At 55.3% G+C, this 21,019-nt stretch carries 19 protein-coding genes; 4 read left to right on the forward strand and 15 right to left on the reverse strand.

Annotated features, from left to right (window positions below):
- Positions 1-24 precede the first annotated feature (24 nt).
- The 9 genes from ACR0B7_RS06305 to ACR0B7_RS06345 form a co-directional block, all read right to left on the reverse strand.
- Positions 25-951 carry a 3-hydroxyacyl-CoA dehydrogenase NAD-binding domain-containing protein gene (locus tag ACR0B7_RS06305; RefSeq protein ID WP_170569134.1) on the reverse strand — a complete coding sequence of 309 codons (927 nt, stop codon included), beginning with the start codon at positions 949-951 and terminating at the stop codon, positions 25-27.
- Entirely contained in the window at positions 951-1,664 is a 714-nt protein-coding gene (locus tag ACR0B7_RS06310; protein WP_480681110.1) for an SDR family NAD(P)-dependent oxidoreductase, read from the reverse strand. Before ACR0B7_RS06310 ends, ACR0B7_RS06305 begins: the two co-directional genes overlap by 1 nt.
- Positions 1,665-1,767: 103 nt before the next feature.
- Positions 1,768-2,559 carry an SDR family oxidoreductase gene (locus tag ACR0B7_RS06315; protein ID WP_170482921.1) on the reverse strand — a complete coding sequence of 264 codons (792 nt, stop codon included), beginning with the start codon at positions 2,557-2,559 and terminating at the stop codon, positions 1,768-1,770.
- Positions 2,556-4,091: a choline-sulfatase gene (gene betC / locus ACR0B7_RS06320; protein ID WP_170482923.1), complete on the reverse strand. Its 1,536-nt coding sequence runs from the start codon at positions 4,089-4,091 to the stop codon at positions 2,556-2,558. Before betC ends, ACR0B7_RS06315 begins: the two co-directional genes overlap by 4 nt.
- A complete protein-coding gene (locus ACR0B7_RS06325; RefSeq protein ID WP_170482925.1) occupies positions 4,088-5,227 on the reverse strand; it encodes a ring-hydroxylating oxygenase subunit alpha in 1,140 nt (379 codons plus the stop codon). The genes betC and ACR0B7_RS06325 overlap by 4 nt, the downstream gene beginning before the upstream one ends.
- Before the next feature lie 135 nt (positions 5,228-5,362).
- Positions 5,363-6,382: a GlxA family transcriptional regulator gene (locus tag ACR0B7_RS06330; RefSeq protein ID WP_170576542.1), complete on the reverse strand. Its 1,020-nt coding sequence runs from the start codon at positions 6,380-6,382 to the stop codon at positions 5,363-5,365.
- Positions 6,383-6,550: 168 nt separating this feature from the next.
- Positions 6,551-7,876 (reverse strand): HlyD family type I secretion periplasmic adaptor subunit, encoded by a 1,326-nt coding sequence (locus ACR0B7_RS06335; protein WP_170482930.1) that lies wholly within the window; start codon positions 7,874-7,876, stop codon positions 6,551-6,553.
- Positions 7,876-9,972: an ABC transporter transmembrane domain-containing protein gene (locus ACR0B7_RS06340; protein WP_170482933.1), complete on the reverse strand. Its 2,097-nt coding sequence runs from the start codon at positions 9,970-9,972 to the stop codon at positions 7,876-7,878. The genes ACR0B7_RS06335 and ACR0B7_RS06340 overlap by 1 nt, the downstream gene beginning before the upstream one ends.
- Positions 9,969-10,574, reverse strand: coding sequence for an ATP-binding cassette domain-containing protein (locus ACR0B7_RS06345; RefSeq protein ID WP_170482935.1), 606 nt, complete (start codon positions 10,572-10,574; stop codon positions 9,969-9,971). Before ACR0B7_RS06345 ends, ACR0B7_RS06340 begins: the two co-directional genes overlap by 4 nt.
- A 65-nt stretch (positions 10,575-10,639) precedes the next feature.
- Here ACR0B7_RS06345 and ACR0B7_RS06350 point away from each other — a divergent pair, with 65 nt between their 5' ends.
- The gene (locus tag ACR0B7_RS06350; RefSeq protein WP_170576543.1) at positions 10,640-11,116 is read left to right on the forward strand and encodes a hypothetical protein; all 477 of its coding nucleotides are present in this window, start codon (positions 10,640-10,642) and stop codon (positions 11,114-11,116) included.
- A gap of 222 nt (positions 11,117-11,338) precedes the next feature.
- Here the strand turns inward: ACR0B7_RS06350 and ACR0B7_RS06355 are convergent, their stop codons facing one another.
- The 4 genes from ACR0B7_RS06355 to ACR0B7_RS06370 form a co-directional block, all read right to left on the reverse strand.
- Positions 11,339-12,715, reverse strand: a complete 1,377-nt coding sequence (locus ACR0B7_RS06355; RefSeq protein WP_170569146.1) for an FAD/NAD(P)-dependent oxidoreductase — start codon at positions 12,713-12,715, stop codon at positions 11,339-11,341.
- Positions 12,702-13,001, reverse strand: a complete 300-nt coding sequence (locus ACR0B7_RS06360) for a (2Fe-2S)-binding protein (protein WP_480681114.1) — start codon at positions 12,999-13,001, stop codon at positions 12,702-12,704. Before ACR0B7_RS06360 ends, ACR0B7_RS06355 begins: the two co-directional genes overlap by 14 nt.
- Positions 12,982-14,076: an FAD-dependent oxidoreductase gene (locus ACR0B7_RS06365; protein ID WP_170482944.1), complete on the reverse strand. Its 1,095-nt coding sequence runs from the start codon at positions 14,074-14,076 to the stop codon at positions 12,982-12,984. Before ACR0B7_RS06365 ends, ACR0B7_RS06360 begins: the two co-directional genes overlap by 20 nt.
- Before the next feature lie 137 nt (positions 14,077-14,213).
- Entirely contained in the window at positions 14,214-15,629 is a 1,416-nt protein-coding gene (locus tag ACR0B7_RS06370; RefSeq protein WP_170482946.1) for a sensor histidine kinase, read from the reverse strand.
- Between the two features lie 346 nt (positions 15,630-15,975).
- Between ACR0B7_RS06370 and ACR0B7_RS06375 the strand changes: the two genes are divergently transcribed.
- Complete coding sequence (locus tag ACR0B7_RS06375) at positions 15,976-17,265, forward strand: cytochrome P450 (RefSeq protein WP_480681116.1); 1,290 nt, start codon at positions 15,976-15,978, stop codon at positions 17,263-17,265.
- A 34-nt stretch (positions 17,266-17,299) separates the two neighbouring features.
- Here ACR0B7_RS06375 and ACR0B7_RS06380 read toward each other — a convergent pair whose 3' ends face one another.
- Positions 17,300-18,433, reverse strand: coding sequence for a response regulator (locus tag ACR0B7_RS06380; protein WP_170482950.1), 1,134 nt, complete (start codon positions 18,431-18,433; stop codon positions 17,300-17,302).
- A gap of 42 nt (positions 18,434-18,475) precedes the next feature.
- On the opposite strand from ACR0B7_RS06380, the gene ACR0B7_RS06385 reads away from it, so the two are divergent.
- Positions 18,476-18,760: a hypothetical protein gene (locus ACR0B7_RS06385; RefSeq protein ID WP_170482951.1), complete on the forward strand. Its 285-nt coding sequence runs from the start codon at positions 18,476-18,478 to the stop codon at positions 18,758-18,760.
- Here the strand turns inward: ACR0B7_RS06385 and ACR0B7_RS06390 are convergent.
- Positions 18,752-19,501, reverse strand: a complete 750-nt coding sequence (locus ACR0B7_RS06390) for an acyl-homoserine-lactone synthase (protein WP_170410651.1) — start codon at positions 19,499-19,501, stop codon at positions 18,752-18,754. The genes ACR0B7_RS06385 and ACR0B7_RS06390 overlap by 9 nt on opposite strands.
- 549 nt (positions 19,502-20,050) lie before the next feature.
- Between ACR0B7_RS06390 and ACR0B7_RS06395 the strand changes: the two genes are divergently transcribed.
- Positions 20,051-20,992: a response regulator gene (locus ACR0B7_RS06395; RefSeq protein WP_170482952.1), complete on the forward strand. Its 942-nt coding sequence runs from the start codon at positions 20,051-20,053 to the stop codon at positions 20,990-20,992.
- Positions 20,993-21,019 lie beyond the last annotated feature (27 nt).

Below are 21,019 nucleotides of genomic sequence, written 5' to 3' on the forward strand. Positions count from 1 at the left end.
CTTCACATGAGCGGTCTGATATCCTCAACGCAGTTCCGACACGGATTTTTGTAGCGCCACTATCATCTCATCGCGTTTCTGGGAAAGTTCGACTGGAGTCTTACCCCGTGCTGCAGCGTGAATACCGTCGGTCAACTGCTGCTTGATGTCATCGGTCAAATGAATTTGCCCCAGATCGTCCCACCAACCGTTGAATGTTCCCGAAAAATGCTCGCAGAACGCTGAAAGGCCGCCCTCGCCTGCCCCAAGGTTGAACAGCATCGTCGGCCCCATCGCGGCCCACCTCAAGCCCGGCCCGGCCCAAACCGCCTTATCGACATCCTCGACCGAGGCCACGCCAGACACAACCAGATGAATCGCCTCGCGCCAGATCGCGGCCTGTAGTCGGTTGGCAACGTGTCCGGGCACCTCTTTCTTGACGCGTATCGTGGTTTTGCCAAGACTTTCGTAAAAGTTCTGGGCCGCTGCGACTACACCGGGCGCTGTCTTGTCGTTGCCCAGCACCTCAACCAGCGGAATCAAATGCGGTGGGTTGAACGGATGCCCCAAAACAAACCGAGAAGGATCAGCCCAGCCGGGCTGCATCTGCCCAAGGGTCAGCCCCGAGGCGGAACTGGCAACAATGGCCTGCGGTTCAAGCGCGGGCTCGATCAAGGCAAAAGTTGCATGCTTGATATTCAGTCGCTCTGGCACGTTCTCCTGAACGAAACCCGCACCTTCGACGGCTTGGGCAGCGGATTGAGGAAACTCGATCGCGTCGGGGTTCCCGTTCTTCACTAGGCCAAGTTCGGTCATCGCAGCCCACGCCGTATCAATATAGGCGCGCACTTTGGCTTCAGTGGATGGATCAGGGTCAAACAATGAGACCGATCGACCCGAGGCCAGAAACAGCGCGGCCCAACTCGCGCCGATCACACCCCCACCAAGACAGGCCGTATGTTGTATATCCATCAGAACATTCCCGGGTTTAACGGAGAAGCCGCAGTCATGCCGCCATCCACTGTAAACATCTGACCAGTCGCAAAACCCGCTTCGTCGGAAGCAAGCCAAACCGCCATACTTGCGATATCCTCTGGCCTGCCGAACCTTCGGGTTGCGTGCCGCGCCAACGCATCCCGGCGTGCGGCGTCGGGGTCTTTTGCCAGATCGAACCCGGCATCCAACATGCCTGTCTCGATCCAACCGGGACAAATCGCGTTGCAGCGTAGTCGCGGCCCGTGATCGACAGCAATTGACCGCGTCAACCCATGCACAAAAGCCTTGGATGCGTTGTACAGGGCCATCGAAGGGTCCGCGACCATTCCGGATATCGAACCGATGTTGATGATCGAGCCTCCGTCCGACATCTGCGGAATGAACGCTCTGCAAAGGTTAAATACGCCTTTGCAGTTTGTGCCGACCACTGCGTCCCAATCGCTGTCCAGACTATCGACCACCGTCTTTTCGACCTGCACGCCAGCGTTGTTCACAAGGATGTCTAACCCTGCGCACGAGCTGGTCAATTTCTCAACGGCCGCCACGTCTGTGACATCCAGTGACACCCAAGCGACATCGTCCGCCAAACCTTCCGGCCTTGGCCCACGGCCGCATGTCGTTACCATGGCCCCTTCAAGCACAAACGCATCAACTATTCCCCGACCGATCCCCTGGCGACCTCCGGTCACGAGTGCTGTTTTCCCTGCCAACCGCATCAGTGCGCCACCATCTTCATAGCGGTCGGCACATCTTTGGCGTCAGAGAACGCGCTGGCCACGACGACTGGTTGGCTCATAGCTTCATCTGCTGAACCTGCGCGCTCAGCCCTCCGTCTAAAACCCAAAGCTGGCCACTGGCATAGCGTGCCTCGTCCGAGGCCAGCCAGTTGACCAGATTGGCGATATCTTCGGGCGTGCCGTAACTGCGCATGGGGTGAACGTCCCGAACGGCCTGCTGCAACTGGTCAATGGACTGACCGCCCCCGCCGGACCCTTCGCCCGCAAAGAAACTTTGCAGCATGGGCGTATCAACATAACCCGGACATATTGCGTTGACGCGAATTCCTTCGGGTCCGTGATCGCAGGCCATCGCCCTTGTCAGCGCATGTACCGCCCCTTTGGTTGCGCAATATGCGGCAAGGCCGGGATCCGCGATAAACCCGTCATAGCTGCCGAAATTGATGATCGAGGCAGTTGCCCCTTGCGCCGCCTTGCGCAACAGCGGCAGCGCGTGCTTGGCGGCCAGAAAAGTCCCTGTCACATTCACCGCGAACGAGAGGTTCCATTCCTCCAGCGTTGTCTCCTCGATGGTCTTTTCAATCTCGATACCGGCCGCGTTGACAAGCACATCAAGCTGCCCTGCCTCGCGCCCGACTTGCGCCATCGCCGCAACCACATCGGCCTCTCTCGTGACGTCCAGCTTCACAAAGATGCTGCCATCGTCATCATGGGCGGCAAGCGACCCCTCTGGCGTCAAGTCAGCGACATAGACCCGCGCACCTTCCCGCAGGAACCGAGCCACGATTGCCCGCCCGATACCGCCACGCCCGCCTGTAACAAGTGCGGTTTTCCCCTTGAGCATCATTCAGAGTTCTCCTTCAACGGCGGATACCGATACCGTTTGGCGGCCACGGTCCAATCCATGTGATTGCGCACATATTCCTGCGAGGCATCGCGTGGCGGATTGTAATCCCACGTCTCGCCCGCCCCTGCTTCCATCGCCGCATGAAGGGCACGACGAGATTTCTGCGTGGCGATCACGTCGGCGCGCAGTCTCTCGCTATCCCAACGCTCCGCAACCTCGGCCGCGAATTGCTTGGCATGCGACGCATAGGCGGGACTAGCGGCCACGTTGGTCTTTTCGTGCAGATCCAGCGCCAGATCATAAAGCTGCGGCGGGTCCGGGTCGCAATGAATGTACTTCAGCGCCCCTCTGCGGATCATGAAAACCGGGTATGGCGTCATCTCGGCGCAGTATTCGCCAATGGCTTCGTCCACCGGGTCATACTCTCCACGCGCAAGAGGTAACAGCGACCGGCCGTCCACAGGCTCTCCGAACATGTCCGGCGTTCCACCGGCAATGTCCACGAAGGTTGGCAGCAGGTCCACAAGTGAACAGGCATTGCCAGCCACACCCTGAACAAGGCCCGGCCCGGCCATGATCAACGGCACGCGGGCCGAGTGTTCAAAGAAGTTCATTTTATACCATAGGCCTCGTTCCCCCAGCATGTCACCGTGATCCGCAGTCACGACGACCAAAGTATTGTCTAGCTCATCAATATCTTTCAGCGCGCGCACCATTGCCCCGACCTTGCTGTCGAAATAGCTGACATTTGCCAAATACGCGCGACGTGCCCGTTGGATTTCCTCTTGGGTCAGAGGGACATAGCTTGCCTCGATCCCATCCATTACGCGGCGCGAGAACGGGTCCTGTTCGTCCGGAGTGAGCGTAGCCTGCGGCATCGGCACATCGGCGTCGGAATACAGGTTCCACCACTCTGGCTTTGCAACATAGGGGTCATGAGGATGAATGAAGCTGGCCACCAGACAAAAGGGCGCGTCATACCCGCCTGCGCGCTCTCGCCCGCGGTCGATCAGCCAACGGCGGGCCGCGAACTCAACCTCGTCATCGTAATCCGTCTGGAAGGTTGCGATTGCCTCGCCACTTTCCTTGACCGTCTGCATGTTGTGATACCATTTGTCGATCCGCTCGTCCGTTGCTTCCCAGTCCGGCGTCCAGGCAAAATCGGCGGGGTAGATGTCGGTCGTAACCCGATCCTGAAACCCGTGCTTCTGGTCTGGTCCGACAAAATGCATCTTACCGGAAAGACACGTCCTGTATCCCAGCGACATAAGGTAATGCGCAAAGGTCGGGACCGAGGCGCGAAACTCGCTGGCATTGTCATAGGCCGCAATCCGGCTGATCAGTTGCCCGGACATGAAAGCAAAGCGCGATGGAGCGCAAAGCGGCGAGTTGCAGTAGGCCGCATCAAACCGCATACCACGCTGCGCCAACGCATCAATATGCGGAGTTTTCACCGTTGGGTGCCCGTATGCACCGCAAAAATGGGGCGCCAACTGATCGGCCATGATCACAACGATGTTGGGCCTGTTCACGGCGCGGCCTTCGCGTAAGCATCAAGCACCAAGCCGTGAAAGTGGTGAACGGCATGTTCCGACTTACCCGAACCACTGGGGTCGTGAACGATACGGCCCTGCGTGAAAGCCGGAGTGCTCATCCCACGCTGGACGCTTTCAACGATGTCGATGTCTTCGCGTTGCAGAACCTCATCCAGGTAGCGGATCGCCTCTAATTCGGCCTCATCAGGCTGGGGTGTTTCCAAATAGAAATCATAGGTTTCCAGCGTCCGATCCGGGCCAATCGGGATGATGTTCAGCACGATCATCGACGATCGCCCAGGGTACCGCATCAGGCAGGTCGTGGGCCACAGCCACCAAACCGCGTGCGTCCGCACGGTTGCGTTGGACACGTCATAGGCGGTGTTGCTGCATTTACCGGCTTCGGCCATATGGCTGGAATAAATGCCGTAGGTCGTCACCTTGTAGGTGTCCATATCGACCAGATCGCAGAAATCCTTGTGGGCAGTCGGGCAGTGGTAACATTCCAGAAAGTTGTCGACGACATTCTTCCAGTTCGACTTGATGTCATAGGTCAGCCGGTGCCCAAATGTCAGGTCTTCGATATCCGGTGCCCAGTGGCGTATCTCGGTCTGTAGATCGCCCGAAACTTCGGCCAGAGGACGCGCGTCGTTATCGAGGTTCACAAACACGAAGCCCGCGAATTCCTCGACCTGAACCTGATCCAGACAGATGTCCGACGTGCTGAAACCCGTCAGGTTTTCGGTTTCCGGAGCGCGGACAAGCTGTCCGTCCAGCTTGTAAACCCACGCATGGTACGGGCACATGATCCGAGTGGTCTCGCCCTCGCCAGACAACAGGTGATGCGCACGATGTTTGCACACATTGTAGAAAGCGCGGAGCGTCCCCTCGCGGTCGCGAACGACGGCAATCGGGCGGTTCGCAATCTCAACCGTCACAAAAGACCCCGGCGTCCGCAGCTTTTCGACATGGCACACCCATTGCCACGTCTTGGCGAGGATTTCGTTCAAATCCACCCGGTGCCAGGCCGGATCAACGTAGGCTTCGGCCTTCAATGAGCTGGTGTTGAAAGGGTCAGGGCTGAACCCATCGGAAATTCGGGCGAATTGTTCTTTGGAGGGAAGCTCACTCATCGGCAACTCCACAAACTGGGCCGAACGTGGACCCGGTGACAGAATGGTAGAGTGTATGATCCGCTGAAATCCGACGATCGGCTTAACTTTTCTCGCCGTCAGTTTAACAATTCACGCCATATTGCAAAAGTTAACTTACCCGACTTGAGGCTTGCGATACATGGGCCAGGCACGAAACTCAAACGGCACACGACCTTCGATCCTGTCCTGACTTGGGGACAACCCAAACCGTTCTTTATATGAGCGGCTGAAATGGACGAGGCTCGAAAAACCGGACGCCACGGCGACCTCGGCGATCGGCATATCAGTCTGCGTGACCAACCCCCGCGCCCGATCCAGTCTTATGTCCCGGTAATAAAGAGCCGGTGTCTTCTTAATGTACGTCGCAAACAATCGGTCAAGTTGACGCTGTGAAAGGCCGGCTGCCTTGCTGATCTGAGGAACCGATAACGGTTCTTCCAGATTAGCTTCCATCGTCTGGATCGCCGCTCGCAGCTTTGCCGGAATGGTTGTGCCCAAGGGTTCGTTGACTTCGGGCTGCTGCAAATCCGCCGCCCCCCTCAACCTGTCATGAAAAACATACCTTGCGGCTGCATTCGCCAGGGCGCTGCCGTGAAAATTCAGCAGGATTTGCAGTGCGAAATCGACGGTCGCGGTACCTCCGCAACACGTCACGCGATTGCCATCAAGGACGAACAGGTTTTCAACGACCGCCACGTCAGGAAACAGTTCCTGAAAGGCGTCGATATGCTCGTAATGTACCGTCGCTCTCTTACCCTTGAGAAGCCCGGCCTGCGCAAGGATGAACGCCCCCGTATCCAACGCGCCCAGAATGGCACCACCGCGCGCCCAGTGTCGCAGAGCATTTCCGATCCTTGCGGTCACGTGTTTCTCAGGCGTCCAACTGGACGAAACGACAACCACGTCGAATTCCCTGTTAATCACTTGATCCAAGGCGAGCGTATTGATGCCCGCTCCGTTGCTGGAAACGCAATAACCGCCTGCTTCTGAACCGAACTCCCACCTGAAATATTGCTTTCCGTCCAAATAGTTCGCTGCACGGAAGGGATCAATGAACCCCATGGTGGCGGCCATATTGAAACTTGGCGCAACCAGAACAAGCAATCGGGTTTCAGACTTCTCGGACTTGGACATTCGACAGCAACCTCTCGACGAGACTCTGGCTGCAACAAGATAGCTTTTGGGTGCCCGGCGCAAGCAAAGCCTCCAGCGCCCCTAAGAATACCGGAACGCCCCGCCCTTGACCTAAGAGTTGACGTCCTTGTCCGCCGTACAAACTTGGACGTTCAAACCAGAACCAGGCTACCTTTCATTGAATGCACGATCCATAGTCAACTGGACAGGCTTCAACAGGTAAGCCAGCATCGTCTGCTCGCCGGTTGTCATTTCAGCAACGACTGTCATTCCTGCTTGCAAGGGACGTGACAAACCGCCTGTGCCCACCTTGGAGTTGTCCAAGACAATTGAAGCTCGAAAGTAGGTTTCACCTGTTTTCTCGTCCGTCAACGGCACCGGGTACACAGATTTCAAACGCCCCTCGGCTTTACCAAAACGACGTGCATCATAGGTGTCTACGCTGATTGAAACGGGTTGATCGGTTTTGACATGACCCACCTCAGAATTCGGGATGCGAACTTCAACGACAAGTTCGTTCCGGGTCGGCAAAAGTTCAAAAAGCGTTTCGCCTGGCGCTATGACTTCACCAGGATTGGGATAAACAACCGCCTGAACGATGCCTCGTGTTGGCGCAACTATGCGCGTATCGTCCAACTTTGCGTTCACTATCTCAAGAGAGATTTCCAGTTGGCGGCGCTCACGCTCCAACTCGGAAATACGGCTCAGCATCTCATCATGTAGCGCCAGCGTCTCCTGCTTCATGGAAGCCTCGGCCAGAACCCGCGCGCTATGCGCTTCAGCCAGCCGAACCTGCGCGTCCGAAGCAACGGCACGCACAACGCCGACTTCATCTTCCTCCTCAAGAAAGTCACTCAGCGACTTCAGCCCTTGCGCCTTCAACTTTGCATAACGCGCCAAACCCTCTTCTTTTTTGGCGAGTCGCTGCTGCGCAGAGACGGCAGCGGCTTTCAGTATTTCCAACATTTCCCCTTGCCGCTGAACCGAGACTTTGTGGATCTTCTGACTTTCGGAATAGAGCCTCAATTTCGCGGACGCCATGAACATGCCTTCTTGCTCAAGCGCCGCAAAATCCGCCTCTTTCAGATTTTCGGAACCGTTCAAGACACTCAGGATCGTGTTGGCGTTGAGCAATTCTTGCTCAACAGCAGAGAGTTGCGCAGCGCTCACGTCACGCTCTTGCGTGAGATCGGGATGATCTAACTGGACCAACACATCTCCGGCTTCGACGATTTGACCATTGTGCACATAAACTTCACTAACGATCCCGCCATGCATGGTTTCGATTTTCAGATATTCTCCAAACGGCATGATCGTACCAGGGGCACGTGTAATTTGTGGAACGTTGGTCCACCCCGCAAGGACAACCAGACTGCAGACCAATCCCGAAATTGTCAGCGCCAGAAACGCTGCGAACTTCGGGCGTTTTACGCGGTGCCTGCGTGCGGCCTGAACCGATGATCCTGTTTTGGAGTTTTTTTTGAGAAAAGGCATCACGACTGTCCCCCGAGCGTTTTTAACACTGCTTGTAGCTTCTTGCGCCCAACCTCACCGGTCGCATTCACGGCAACCCGGTCGCCGTTCAGGTAGATGAAGCGGTCGGCGATTTGGATGAATGAGCGATCAGCCGTCGAAATCACAACGGTTCTATGCCCCCTCTGGGCGCGAACCCACTCTTTGAAACGTTCACGTTTGTGGTCAGACAATCCATTCGTGGGCTCTGAAAACAAGTACACCGAAGAACGCCGCAGAATGCTGCGCGCGATCGTAAGGGATTTAAGCGTCTCGTCCGACATTCGAGCAAGAACCGCGTCCGTCAGCCGCGTATTGATGCCATCCGAAAAATGCTCGGCCCCACAAGACAGACCCATTTTCGTCAGTGACGCCTCAATTTCAGGATCGCTTGCGCCAATGTCAGCCAGCCGGAGGTTTTGGGCGATAGTTCCGTAAAATAGTGAATCATCACTGATCGAGTAGGAAACGGACTTGCGCAATTCATCCTTGGCGATCTGGCGAATGTCGATGCCGTCATGCTCAATAGACCCGGCCAAGGGAGATTGAAGGCCGTGGATAAGATCAAGGACGGCAGTACGACTAGCGGCGTCGCTGCTCATGATCAGGACGATTTCTCCCGGCGCACAGTCAAAGCTGACTTGCGACAGGACCGGCGCACTCAAAGGGTCAGGTCGAAAGTTTACAGACGAGAAACCAATTGCGCCGGTCAGCGTTTTGAGGTGAGTCTTTTCAAGGCCAAGCTCCATTTCCTCGTGCAGAGCAAGCACGCGATTGGCCTGATCGCGGCTGTTTCTGTACGCCAATACCTGCGGAAAACTGGAGTACAGAGACTGGAGCGGCATCAGGACTTTGGAAACGAGTGCAATAGAAGCAATCAGAGCACCAAAGCTCAGGCTTCCATTGATCGCCCCATGTGCGCACAGGATAATAGCACCTGTAATGGCCAACGCAGTAACCGATTGCGCAAGTGATTGACAGAACGCTTGAAATTGCCGCGCCCGCCGCACGGTACCTTCGGCTGCTTGAACCAACGGCTGGCTGCGTTGCGCCCAACGGTGCGCCATACCCAGATTAACAAGAGCCCGCTGATGAAAAATAGCATCTTGAATTGCTGACTGACTGGCAGCCACTGCCAAAGCAGAGTCGCGATCCAGCCGTTGTTGCAGCGGTATCGTGACAAAGCCAAGCAGCCCTAGAAACACAGCAAGCCCCAAGGACAAAAACGCCACTGGTGGCGCCAAATAAAGCAATACCAGAAAGAAAATTACAACGAATGGCAGATCAAGCAGGGCCGTCATGACCTGACCTGTAAAGAGGTCTCGCAACGCCTCAAACTGCCGGAACCGCGAAAGCTGTTGAGTGACTTCGGACTTTTGCAATTGAGCCAGAGGCAAAACCATCAACTTGCGAAACAGCGCGATCATCAACTGACGCTCACCGCGCCAACCGATATAGGCCAGCGCCTTGGTACGCGCGTGTCTAAATGCAACATCTGAGACCACGACAAGCACCGCGCCTATGGTCAGTGAGATAAGCAGATTGGCGGATCCAGCAGGGATGACCTTGTCATAGATTGCCATGATCAACAAAGGGGGCAACAGACCCAGAATGTTTGACAAAAACGATGAAGACAGCAGCCAGGGCATCATGGGCCGCAACTCTTGAAACGCATTCTGGACGGTCGCTGGCTGCTGTTCCGCGTGTCCTCCGACAGCGCGATCGATGTGAATGACCGTACAGAGATTGCCCCCCGGCCCCATATACCGCAGATCAGGGTTTTGGCTCTCGCTTACCTGCAGATATGCGCCAACCTTGCGCAACGCCAAATAGCAGGAACCATCATCGGAAATGACCATAGCGGGACAGTCCTGATCCGTGAGTTCCCGTTCACGGCATCTTTTGGTCGAGAATGGTAATTTCAAGTTTTCAAGGGCACCACAGATATCCTCAAGGCTCAGCTCCTCGGACAGATGAGGCAATGCTTCGCTGAGTGTCGATTTGCTGTTTCTCCACCCAACAGAGATCAGCAACTGGTGCAGCAGTTGACTCGCGGTCAGCGTATTTACAACGGTCATGCTACCCCCTTGTACAGTAGTTCAGCTTCGGCTCGCTCAGATGCAGCGTCGGCTGCCCAATCTGCCAGTTCATCTTTGTTTTCCGCACGCAACCGGATGGATTTACTACCCAATCGCATCATCCTAGGGTCAGGGCTGACCATGATGATTGTGGGTCGGTCAGGCATAGACGCCAGGTAGTCGGCAAGCGCCTGACGCTCGGGCGTGTCCAGAACAGAGGTCGGCTCGCTCAGCAGCAATATTCGCGGACGTATCGCCAAGGCCCGTGTCAGAGCGATCAACTGTCTGTTAACCGGGTTCTTCTCGAAGGCGCCGCCCGAACTGAGCCTTGTGTTGTATCCCATTGGTAGGCGATGGATACGCTTCTCCAACCCTAGTGCTGCGGCTACGTTTTTTGCGCGCTCGGTCATTTCCGCATCACCGAATGCGCTCAGATTTTCCAACAATGTGCCCGAAAGGATTGCGGGCTCGGCTTCAAGCACGACCAGAGCCGACTGCCCTTTTTGGTGCGCCCGCTGTGAAGCCGGTAGCCCGTCGATCAGGATCTCACCCTTGTCTGGGTTTTGTTGGCCGGAAACCGCATCAAAAAAAGCGTCCACCATCCAACTTTCCTCTGCCTTAACCAGAACGGTCTCGGACCTGGAAACTCTGAAACTCACCTCCGACAATGACCGGCCTTCTTCGCCTTGTCGCTTCAGGGACAAGTTGGAAACGGTTACCTGCGCAGACCCTCATCATCAGCGGCGATGACACGGCTTTGTCGGATGGTGGGCCAGTTGATTTGCAAGGGTGGGATTTGAGCCTGCTGGAAATCTCACCCCCGCCGGGATTTGAAGGGACAATAAACGCGGAAATAAATATTTCAGATAAAGGGTTTAATGGCGCTCAAGTGACGTCTGTCAACTCGTTCTTGCTGGAAGTGGGGCAAACCAATGGGTTAGCGAAGGGCACGATGCCAGACGAAATGGAACCTGTTTCTCTGGCCCCCGATACGGCGCAGGACACATGCCATGCTTGGGATATGGATCAAACGAGTCAAAAGGAGGCCGAGGATACAGACGTCATGACAGAGGAGGTTCTCAGCAGCCACGACGCCCAGATTTCCTGTATCGACACGGACAGCTATGAGCGCGCGGACTGGTAATCACCACATTCGTTGATCAGAAAACAGACCGCGTCGGCACCCCCCTTCCTGAGCGAGCAGTTCATTCGCTAGGGTTCCGGGGATCATTGGCCTTTCAAATAAATTCGCTGGAGCCTTCGGCATCCGAACATCACCTACCCACCGTGTCTATCCGATACACCGTTTTCTGACGGGACTATTATTCGGCTTCTCGATTAGGACGAAAAACAGGGCGCGGCGGTATCAATCGGCATCGTCCTGCATCGCAGCCAACTCGCCCAGAGTGACGGGTTTCAAAGGCGGTCTGATCCTGAAATAGCCAGTCTGATCCTGCGAGACCCCGTTTGCCTGAGACAGAAGTTCTGTGACCGTCAAACCGCAAAACCGGCCCTGACATGGCCCCATTCCAGCGCGCCCGAACGCTTTTGCCTGGTTTGGCCCAAGGCACCCCAAACGCGCGTAGGACCGAATGTCCTCTGCCGTGATCTCTTCGCACCGGCAGATGATAGTGCTGTCATCCGGCGACAACACCTGTGCGCTTGGGGGGTATGCTGTATCCAGAAACGGACGCACTGCAGTCTCAAGATCAAGTGCACGACGCAAGGGTTGGGCCAGCCTGTCCCTTTCCGTCGCAGACAATCGTTGCATCTGCTCGGCAAGCCTAAGCGCTGCAAAGCGCCCGGTCAGTTCTGCGGCTTTTGCGCCGCTGATCCCCGCGCCGTCGCCGGCAATGTAAATGCCCGATACGGCGCTTTCCCCCCACATATCGATATGGGGCCGGAAACAGCGCTGCTGGGCATCCCAACTATGGGCGATTCCGACTGAGCGCGCGGCCTGCGTGTTAGGAACCACCCCGTGATGCAAGAGCACCATTTCGCAACCGATGTTGACGTGTCGTCCCCTGTGTCGGAAACGGACAGCTTCGGCCCGATCACTGCCCACGATGGAAATGTCGGAAGCGTCTGTATAGCGCGGAACACGTGCCCGGCGCAGCTGTTTCAGCAGGCCAGCGCCCTTGACCAGATACCGCCACCCGCGCAACGCACCCAAGCTGTGCCGAAGCGCGTTACGCATTGCGGTTCGGGTCTCTATCAATGCGACAGGCGGCGTTCCCGCGCGGACCATCTGAGCTGCAACCAGGTACAACAACGGCCCGTTTCCAACCAAAACCGCATTTTGAACCAACACCCCGGATTGTTTCAGAAGGATTTGCCCCGCCCCTGCCGTCATCACTCCGGGCAAAGTCCATCCGGGCAGTGGCATGGGTCGCTCCAACGCACCGGTTGCCAGCAGAACCTTCGGCGCACGAAGTGTAGCGGCGCGGCCAGACTGCGTGTACGAGAGCTCAAAGCCGCCTTCTATGGCCCAGACCGTCGCCGCCCGAATGTGTTCAATACCGGCAACGTGCAACCCGGTGGCAAGAGCTGCGCCACAGGTGTAATCCGGCCCAAGTATGTTGCGGCGAATTTCCGAGGCCCGCTCGACATCGCGGTAAATCTGTCCACCTGCGCGGGGCTGTTCATCAAGAATGGCAACCCGCAATCCAAATTCGGCGGCCTGCGCTGCAGCGGCCATTCCCGCAGGACCAGCGCCGACGATAGCCAGATCAAATTCGGGCATTGGACCTCACTTGTCCGGGCAAGGTGATCCGAAGGCCATCGGCTACTTCGCTCATGCAGGCTTGGCGCGTCACGCCATCAATTTCCACCAGACACTCATAGCAAGCGCCCATCATGCAAAACGGACCGCGCGGAGAGCCAGAGACCGGGGTTCGCCGAAACACATCTATGCCAGCGCACAACAGCGCCGCGGCGAGGTTCATTCCTTCCGGCAAGGTCAGCTCGACCTCATCCACGAATACGACAACCTGCGCAGCTTGTTCAGACTCAAGAAAAACGGGCTTCACCAAACACCTCCAGATCAGGGGCAGATGCCGTTCCGTCAAACCAGTCAGGCAACAGCCGCGCGTGGGCCGCAGCCAACGTGATGCCGCTATGGCATGTCGCAAGAAACGCACCGGGCATCTTGGCGCTTTGCTGGTAGATCGGCAATCCATCCGGGGTCAGAACCCGCAACGCGCCCCAGCTTCGGACAAGCTGCGCGCGCGCGAGGATCGGATACGCGGCAATTGCCTCGGCCGCCAGCCCTGACAGGCCACGCCGCGTCACGCGATCATCAAGACCCGTTTGTTCGTTGGTAGCGCCTATCTGTATTCCGCCTTCATCCACCTGCCTTGCGATGATCGACGGGCGATTGATGATCCGAGGCAGCTTTTCCGTGATCAGCACCTGCCCCCTCTCTGGGCGCACTGACGCGGAGAATCCCATTTTGGGCCCAAGCTGCGCAGCGCCAAGACCTGCGGCCAAGACAACCTTGTCAGCCTCAAAAACCTCTCCGTCCTCGCATGTGATCAGGAAAGAGCCAGGCTTATCGACGTCAACAACCGTTCGCCCCGTCATGACCTGCCCACCCAATTGGCGCACATCGATCGCCAGCGCCTTCAACAGCTTCAAGGGATTAACATGACCGTCCTGATGATGGAGTATGGCGCCGATAACCTTTGGGCCGATATGCGGTTCTTCCTTACGCAGCGCATTGTGCCCCATGACCTCGTACGGGTAATCGCCGTCCAGCGCGCTGCGAATATGCTCGTAGTCCCGAACTGTCGCCTCAAGTGTCTGTTCGGAGAAATGGAAGTCGAACCCTCCGCGTTGCTCGAGCCGAAGGTCGAGCCCCGTGGCCTCGCCAAGTTCACCGGCAAACTCTGACCAAAGTGCCGCCGAGCGCTGAGACCAACGTGCGTAACGGGGTTGCTTTAACCCCTTGCCCTGCACGCAAACCAGGCCAAAATTTCCACGGCTCGCGCGGAAAGACCCATCATCCCCGTCGAGAACCGCAACACTACGCCCGCGTTTTAGCAGCCCCCACGCCACCGAGAGGCCCACAACGCCCCCCCCGATAACAGCATAATCGGTTCCCATGGACCTGCCTTATTAATGAACAGCCCACAAAGTTTAATCTGCCCTTCGGGGAAGTCCAAACCGAATTTCGTTTCGCGACGACGCCATGTTCGAAGTGAAAGCCGACAAGCAGCGCCTCAATCAGCCGACGAGCTTGATCAAGCCGCGTTGGTTTTTCCGGTAAACGCACGCGCAATCGAACCGCTTCCGCCCTCAAAGATGGGGAATTCAACGAAAAACTCAGTGCCGACGCCAACTGTGCTGTAATAATCTATCGTTCCGCCGAACTGTTCGACAATCTCTTTGGAAATGTTCATCCCAAGGCCGGTGCCTCCGGCGTGGCGTTCGTCCGACGAGTCAATTTGTGAAAACCGGTCGAATACCTTGTCCCGGCAGCCGGCAGGAATACCGACGCCTTGGTCCTTGACGAAAATGCGAACACGCGGTCCGATCCTTTTGAACCCAACGGTCACTGTTCCGCCTTCAAACGAAAACTTGGCGGCATTGGATATCATGTTGGTCAAAACCTGCATCAGACGCGAGGCGTCGCCCCTTATCATCAGGTCCTGATCCTCTTGCTCATCCTCCACAATCTCGACGTTATGCGCGCTGGCAAATCCGAGGTTGCAGGCGATCGCCTCTTGAACCAGCGGACGAACGTCGATTGCCGTCTTGCGAATGACCATCTCACCGGCTTCCATTTTCTGGATGTCCAGAACGTCGTTGATCAAAGACGACAGCCGCTCGCTGTTCTTGCTCGCCAGCTCGATAAGGTTCTGCATTTTCTCGGGAACTTCACCCATCGCGCCGGAATTTATCAGATCCAATGACCCCTTGATTGACGTAAGGGGCGTCCGCAGTTCATGGCTAACTGTGGAAATGAACTGGGTCTTCGCGATGTAGGCGGCTTTTGTACGCTCATGTTCTTCTTTCAACTTTTCGAGCTGCTCCAAGTTTTTCCGGTACAGCTTTAGAAAAACCAGTGAGCAGTCGATCAGAAAGTACATCACGAACACGACTGTGAAAAAATGCAGCCACAAATCGGACGAAAGATCGGGTTGTTCTACCCATATATCCTTTACGACAATCACCATGAACGAGACCCCGTACATGGCAAGACGAACAATCATCGCCCAAACGAATTGGTGGTTGTTCATTGCAGCAAAAAGAGCTGCGGCAAACAGGAAAAACAACGGGGTAAAATGACCGCCCGTCGGCTGTTCAAGCGCGACCGAAACGGCATACAGGCAAATTGCGGTGGAACTCAGGATCGTATTCAGCAGGATCCACGCGACCATCATGGCTATGGCTTTGCGTTCGTCCGGGTTCAGGCGGGCAACTCGTTTTGCAAGGTACAAGTCCTGCGCTTCACAGATCAGGATCGTACCGTAGAACAAAATGGCATTGAGGGGCTCGAAGAAGAAACCTGTGAGAATGGTGGTGGCCAGAAAAATCGCCTGCCGCTGCCACAACAGCGCAAAGCTCATGGCAGTGTAGTCTTTAATGTTTTGTAGCAACTGATCTTTGGGTTCCCCTGGGTCCCGGACCTGTTGCGTTGCTTCGATGACCGTCATCCCGTCGTCTTCATTGCTTTGCCTCTTGGCAACTTCTAGCCAAACAATGAGGACGCAGTTGGTCGGAAATAGGTTCACAGTTTGGCGACTTTCTTTCGCCAGGCTATCAATTGTCGCATTGCCTAAAATCCGAGCCCATCGAAATCTGACCGCATTGTTTCCAGAAAGTAGGTCAATCAATTGGCTCTGCATCCACGAACTCATTGCTTATTTACACTTTTTCCACGTAAATGAACCTGTAGACCGGCGAAAAGCAAAGAGGGGCAGCGCCTTGAACGCCATTGGAAAGAGGAAAACGAAACAATTCGACGTCACGCCGGTTTCTGCCAACCTCGCAGAAAAGCCAGTGACGTTGCTTCAGTTCGCAAAATCGGCTGGGCGCAATATGCTTGAAGTCATTCCGGCCGAGACATTGCGGCAGACTTATGTTCGTGGACCGCTGAACATCCACTACATCTGCGACCCGGAAATGGTCACAGAGCTTCTTGTCGGCAAAGGCCGGTCTTTTCCGAAGGCAAAGTTCACAAAAGACATCATCGGATCAGCGGTGGGCAACGGTCTGATCCTTTCTGAGGGTGAAAAATGGCGCAAACAGCGACACAGGTACTCTCCTTTGTTTGCGGCAAGAAACCTGCCGGTTCTGTCCCGGCACTTCGCTGAAACTGGCATTGAAGTGGCGGAGTCCATTGCAGAAAACGAAGGCCCTGTCGACGTCGCGCAAATAGCCCCTGCGTCAACACTGACCAATATTTCAAGGGTCATCTTCTCAGGAAATGAAGAAGTCAGCGCTGATCAAATCCGCGTCGGGCTAATCGCTTACTTCAACTATATTTCGGATCTTTCCCTGTTTGACCTGCTTGGGTTTCCAAAGTGGCTTCCGCGGAAAAAGTGGCTCAGCAGCAAGGCTCCGGTCACTGACATGCGAGATCTGGCGCGGCAAGTTATTGAATTGCGTCGGTCTGAAAACCGTGACGAACCTGAAGATTTTCTTGATCTGATGATTGATGCGCTCAAGTCGGACTTTGAGGACGCCGAAACAACGGTCGACAACCTGTTGACCTTTGTTGTTGCCGGCCACGAAACTTCGGCCAACGCGCTGGCATGGGGGTATTACCTGCTGGCATTGAACCCCGACATGCAAAACCGAATACGCCAGGAAATTCGATCTGTATGCCCCCAAGGAAAGCTGGAGTTTTCGCATCTCGAGCACCTGCCATTACTACGGGCCCACATCAAGGAAACCCTGCGGCTGTACCCTTCGGCGGCCTTCTTTGCCCGAGATGCGTCCGACGCGATCGAGGTCAAGGACGTCAAAATCGAAAAGGGGGACGCGCTGTTTTTCCCGGTCTACTCGCTGCACCGGAATGAAAAGCTGTGGGACGAACCCTCGCAATATCGTCCGGACCGATTTCTTGGCGCACCTCCTCCGCGAGGGCAATATATCCCGTTCGGAGCAGGGCCGCGAATTTGCATCGGCGCTCAATATGCCGAGACAGAGATCATGATCTTGATGGCTTCGGTACTGCGGCGCATTCACTTTTCCTTGTCCGACGTTCAAATTCCTGAACCGATCCTGACATTTACAATGCGCACGAGCGGTCCTTTGATTTTGAACGCCGAGAAAGCGCCAGCATGAGCCTGACGATCACAGGACCGTCTGTGTTGGCGTATTATTTTCGCGCCAAATAGGTTTGGTTTCCGTACATCTCGCGCAGCACTGTATCGAATAGCCTCTTATGAGACTTCACTTTGCGCGATCCTGCGGCCTCGCAATGAAACAGAGGCTCAGCGTCGAAACCTTTTCTAAATGCCTGCTCGCGGCCGTTAACATTCTCAACCGCGCTGTTCATTGCTGCGAAGGCTCCAGCCTTAGAGATTGAGCGCATCGAAACTGGTGCGCCTATAACGGCCCTCATGGACCCTACCCCGCCTCTATCGCTGAGAACCTCAGCAAAAACAGAGTTAAGCTGGTCTTCCTTTGGAAGCATGGCTGCGCGGTCGCGCCCATGCGCGACAACAAGAAAGACGCCACTTCCCCTGTAGGAAAATACCGATTCAGCCTCTTTGGTGGCCAACTCTACGCTACGTCCCAAGTCGGTTATCGCGCGTCGAAAAGCTCCGAAATCGTTCAGGTCAAAGCGAAATTCTGCATCCTGTAGCTTTATCGCGACGGCGCAGGATTCAAACAGACGCCCCCTCGAAAGCTGCTCGACATAGTTGTCGAATTCTACATACCGCAAGAAACGACGCAGCCCGTCGATCGAAAGGGGGTCTTCAAAGCTGAATTGCTGGCTATAGTCCAACTCCTCGCGGAGATTTTTGACAGAGGCCGACGTCCTACGCGCTTTGATCCGCTCCTGCATCAAATGATGAGCCGCGTTCATGCGGCTGCGCAACTCGAAAAAGTCAAAGGGTTTGGTGATATAGTCGAAAGCACCCACCAAAAAGGCTTCTTCAACATATCTTCTGTCGCTCATTGCAGTCAGCATGATCGCAGGTGTATCCGCGTGCTCGGGAATGCTGCGAATACGGCGCAACAACTCGATGCCATTGGTGCCGGGCATTTGGATATCCAACAGAAAGCAATCGAACGCGGCATCACACGACTGGATCGTCTGCAGCGCTTCGTCGGCAGAGCTTGCCACTAGAATGTCGCAGTTTTCAACCTCTGACAGGGCTGCCTGAAGCAATTCCAGAATGCCTGGCTCGTCATCGACCGCCAACACTCTCATCGTGGCTTTCTGTAACGCGCGGCTTTCCAGCTTGCGTTGGAATTGCTCTTTTCCCGGATTTGAATGTTTCATAACTGGTGAACTACATTTGACCTGTGTAACGGCCCCAACCTAATGAGCGACTGGGACGAAACAGCGGCGAAAAGCGAGAAAAACCCCGCAAATGTTGTTCATTTCTTGACCTTATTTTGGCACCAACAGGCCAAAACGGGTTTACACAACATCAAGAAATCGGATTTTATCTATGAAATACAGAAGGTTACCTTCTTGATCGGCATCAAACTTCAACAATACCGAGCGAAACCAACAGCCCGATTTCGCCTTAAAGGTGAAGGCTGGCGCAAAAATCAGGACCGGGCGGCGCGCAATTCGCTGCGAGACTTTACCGTGTCAGTCTGAATCGTCTTTGATGTTGAACAGAACCGATTGGCTGACGCTTCCTTCGATCGAAAACTTGGCCCCGACCGGAGCAGCCCCTACCCCCAGACGTCGCGACCAGCGCGACCAGACAGCAGGCACAATCCCAAGTATCCTGGACGCCCCACACTCCTCGGCGTTCTCGGTCATACGATAAAACAGCTCTTGCTGAATGGCCATCCGGCGCGAGGATGGGACGCTGTCGGTGATAAAGAACCGTGACGCTTCCCAGACTTTCGGGTTCACCGGGGCTTCAAAGAACAAAACGTCCGTGGGCAAACTTGGCAGAATACCGTTCTGCGCATCCCGAAGCATATAGCTGTAGATTCCACAGCGCGCGGTGGTGGGCAAAAGGCGCACCCCTCCTAGAACCTCGCCGAACTCGTGCAACACGACCCAGCGACACGCGGGTGTATCGTATTGGTCGAATTCCATCCCGTCGACCTCGCCGATCTGCCAGTTCAGCCGGTCGATGAAGATATGCTTTCGAGTCTCAAGGTACTTTGCAAGCAGTGTCCCATGCTCGTGCATGTTGCGAAAACTCAGTGTCGTCGCTCGGATGCCCCCAAGTTTGCTTAGACGGTCGGACGACCTGCGTTTAAGCGCAAACAACTTTTGGCGCGCCGAAATTTTCGGCGCAGCCGGAATGTCATTTGCAGGTTCAAGCTCCGGAAAAACGCGGGACGCTGGATATGCCTGCTCGTACCTGAGTGGTCGGTCCATATTTTGCTCTTATTTTTGACACACTTATGCCAATAAGCTGAACGGCAAGTCCATAAGTTAGTGTCGCTCACCCTATGATTGAAGAGGATGTGTGACCAAATCACCTCCCATACCTTGGGTTGAGTATTCGCAAGACACCTATATCTGTTTTTGAGCGTTCATTTTGCGGCTAAAACCGGCAAAAAGCGTACACTTGATCGTACTCAAATCCTTGACAAAATTTCAATTTCTTCGCTGATCCACAAATTTTCGCGTCGCGTCACCTGCGGCAGTTCTCGAATAGGGCTCCTCAGCCCTCATCAGCGCAGCCGCACACCCCATAGTTTTCACGGAAAAGCTTACATCCAAGCCGTCCGCACCCTGAAAATGCCCAACACACGGAACAATGAAAAATGTAAGCCGGAACACATGGCCGCCCTTCCAGTGTCAATGTTTTGCCGTTTTTGTTCGACAGGCTGTCAGAACCTAGAAATCCACTCGCCAGCCGATCTTTGCCGGAAGTCTGCAATGCCCAAAGGTCGGTTCGGTGGCAAAACCTGGTGAATAGTTATGCGGATACTTGCTGTAGACGACGATCCAAGCATCCTAGAGTTGCTAATCTGTGTACTCGGGGCGTTCGGCTACGAAGATGTTGCGACCGCGCGAAGCGGACAAGAGGCACTAAAGGCGCTGTCGGAAACCGACCAGCCCTTTGACTGCCTTCTGCTGGATGTGCAAATGCCCGAGATGAACGGCATTGCGCTATGCGAAGAAGTGCGCAACTTGCCCGACTACAAATTTACTCCGATCATCATGGTCACCGCCATGGTGCAAAAGCAGTACATCGACGAAGCGTTTGAAGTTGGCGCAACCGACTACGTAACCAAGCCCTTTGAATTCGCGGACCTGAAACAACGGCTGTCCGATGCTTACAGGCTGGCTGCAGAGCGACGTGCGGCGATCGAAGTGCTTGAGGCGGACATTTACGCCGACAACGACTCTGAGGTTAACACCAACTTCAGCCTAAGCGACCCTCTCTATTTTGGGGATCTGGATGGCTGCATCGGACTGGCCGAGTTTGAAAACTACGTCGTTCAGCTTGCAACGATGCACTCCAGAACATCGAAAATCCTTGCCGTGAAAGTTGCGGACGTTGAGGATCTCTTTTCTTCAAGCACTTCCAGCGAGTTCCGCGAATTCCTGGCGTCGGCCGGAGCGGCACTTCTGTCCGTCAGCCAAGAAGGGCGCAATTTCGCGACCTATTGGGGGAACGGGGTCTTTTTGCTGATTCACGATAAGAAAAAGGGAATGGCTGCGCAGCAGTTGAATCACCGGCTGTCACAACTTCCGGCCGGTGAAACGCCAAGCATCCATTCTCCGACCAATTTCTCTTTCCAGGTCGGAAACGATGTTCCGCTGCTTGCACATTCCAAGATGGAAGCTTTGTTCCTGATCGACAAGGCGGTCGAATTGGCTGATATCCCACAAAGCCCAATAGCCCGCTTCGGCTAAATCGCCTGCATCTATTCTTGTAAACAC

The sequence above is a fragment of the Ruegeria sp. BB6 genome (genome assembly GCF_056539385.1).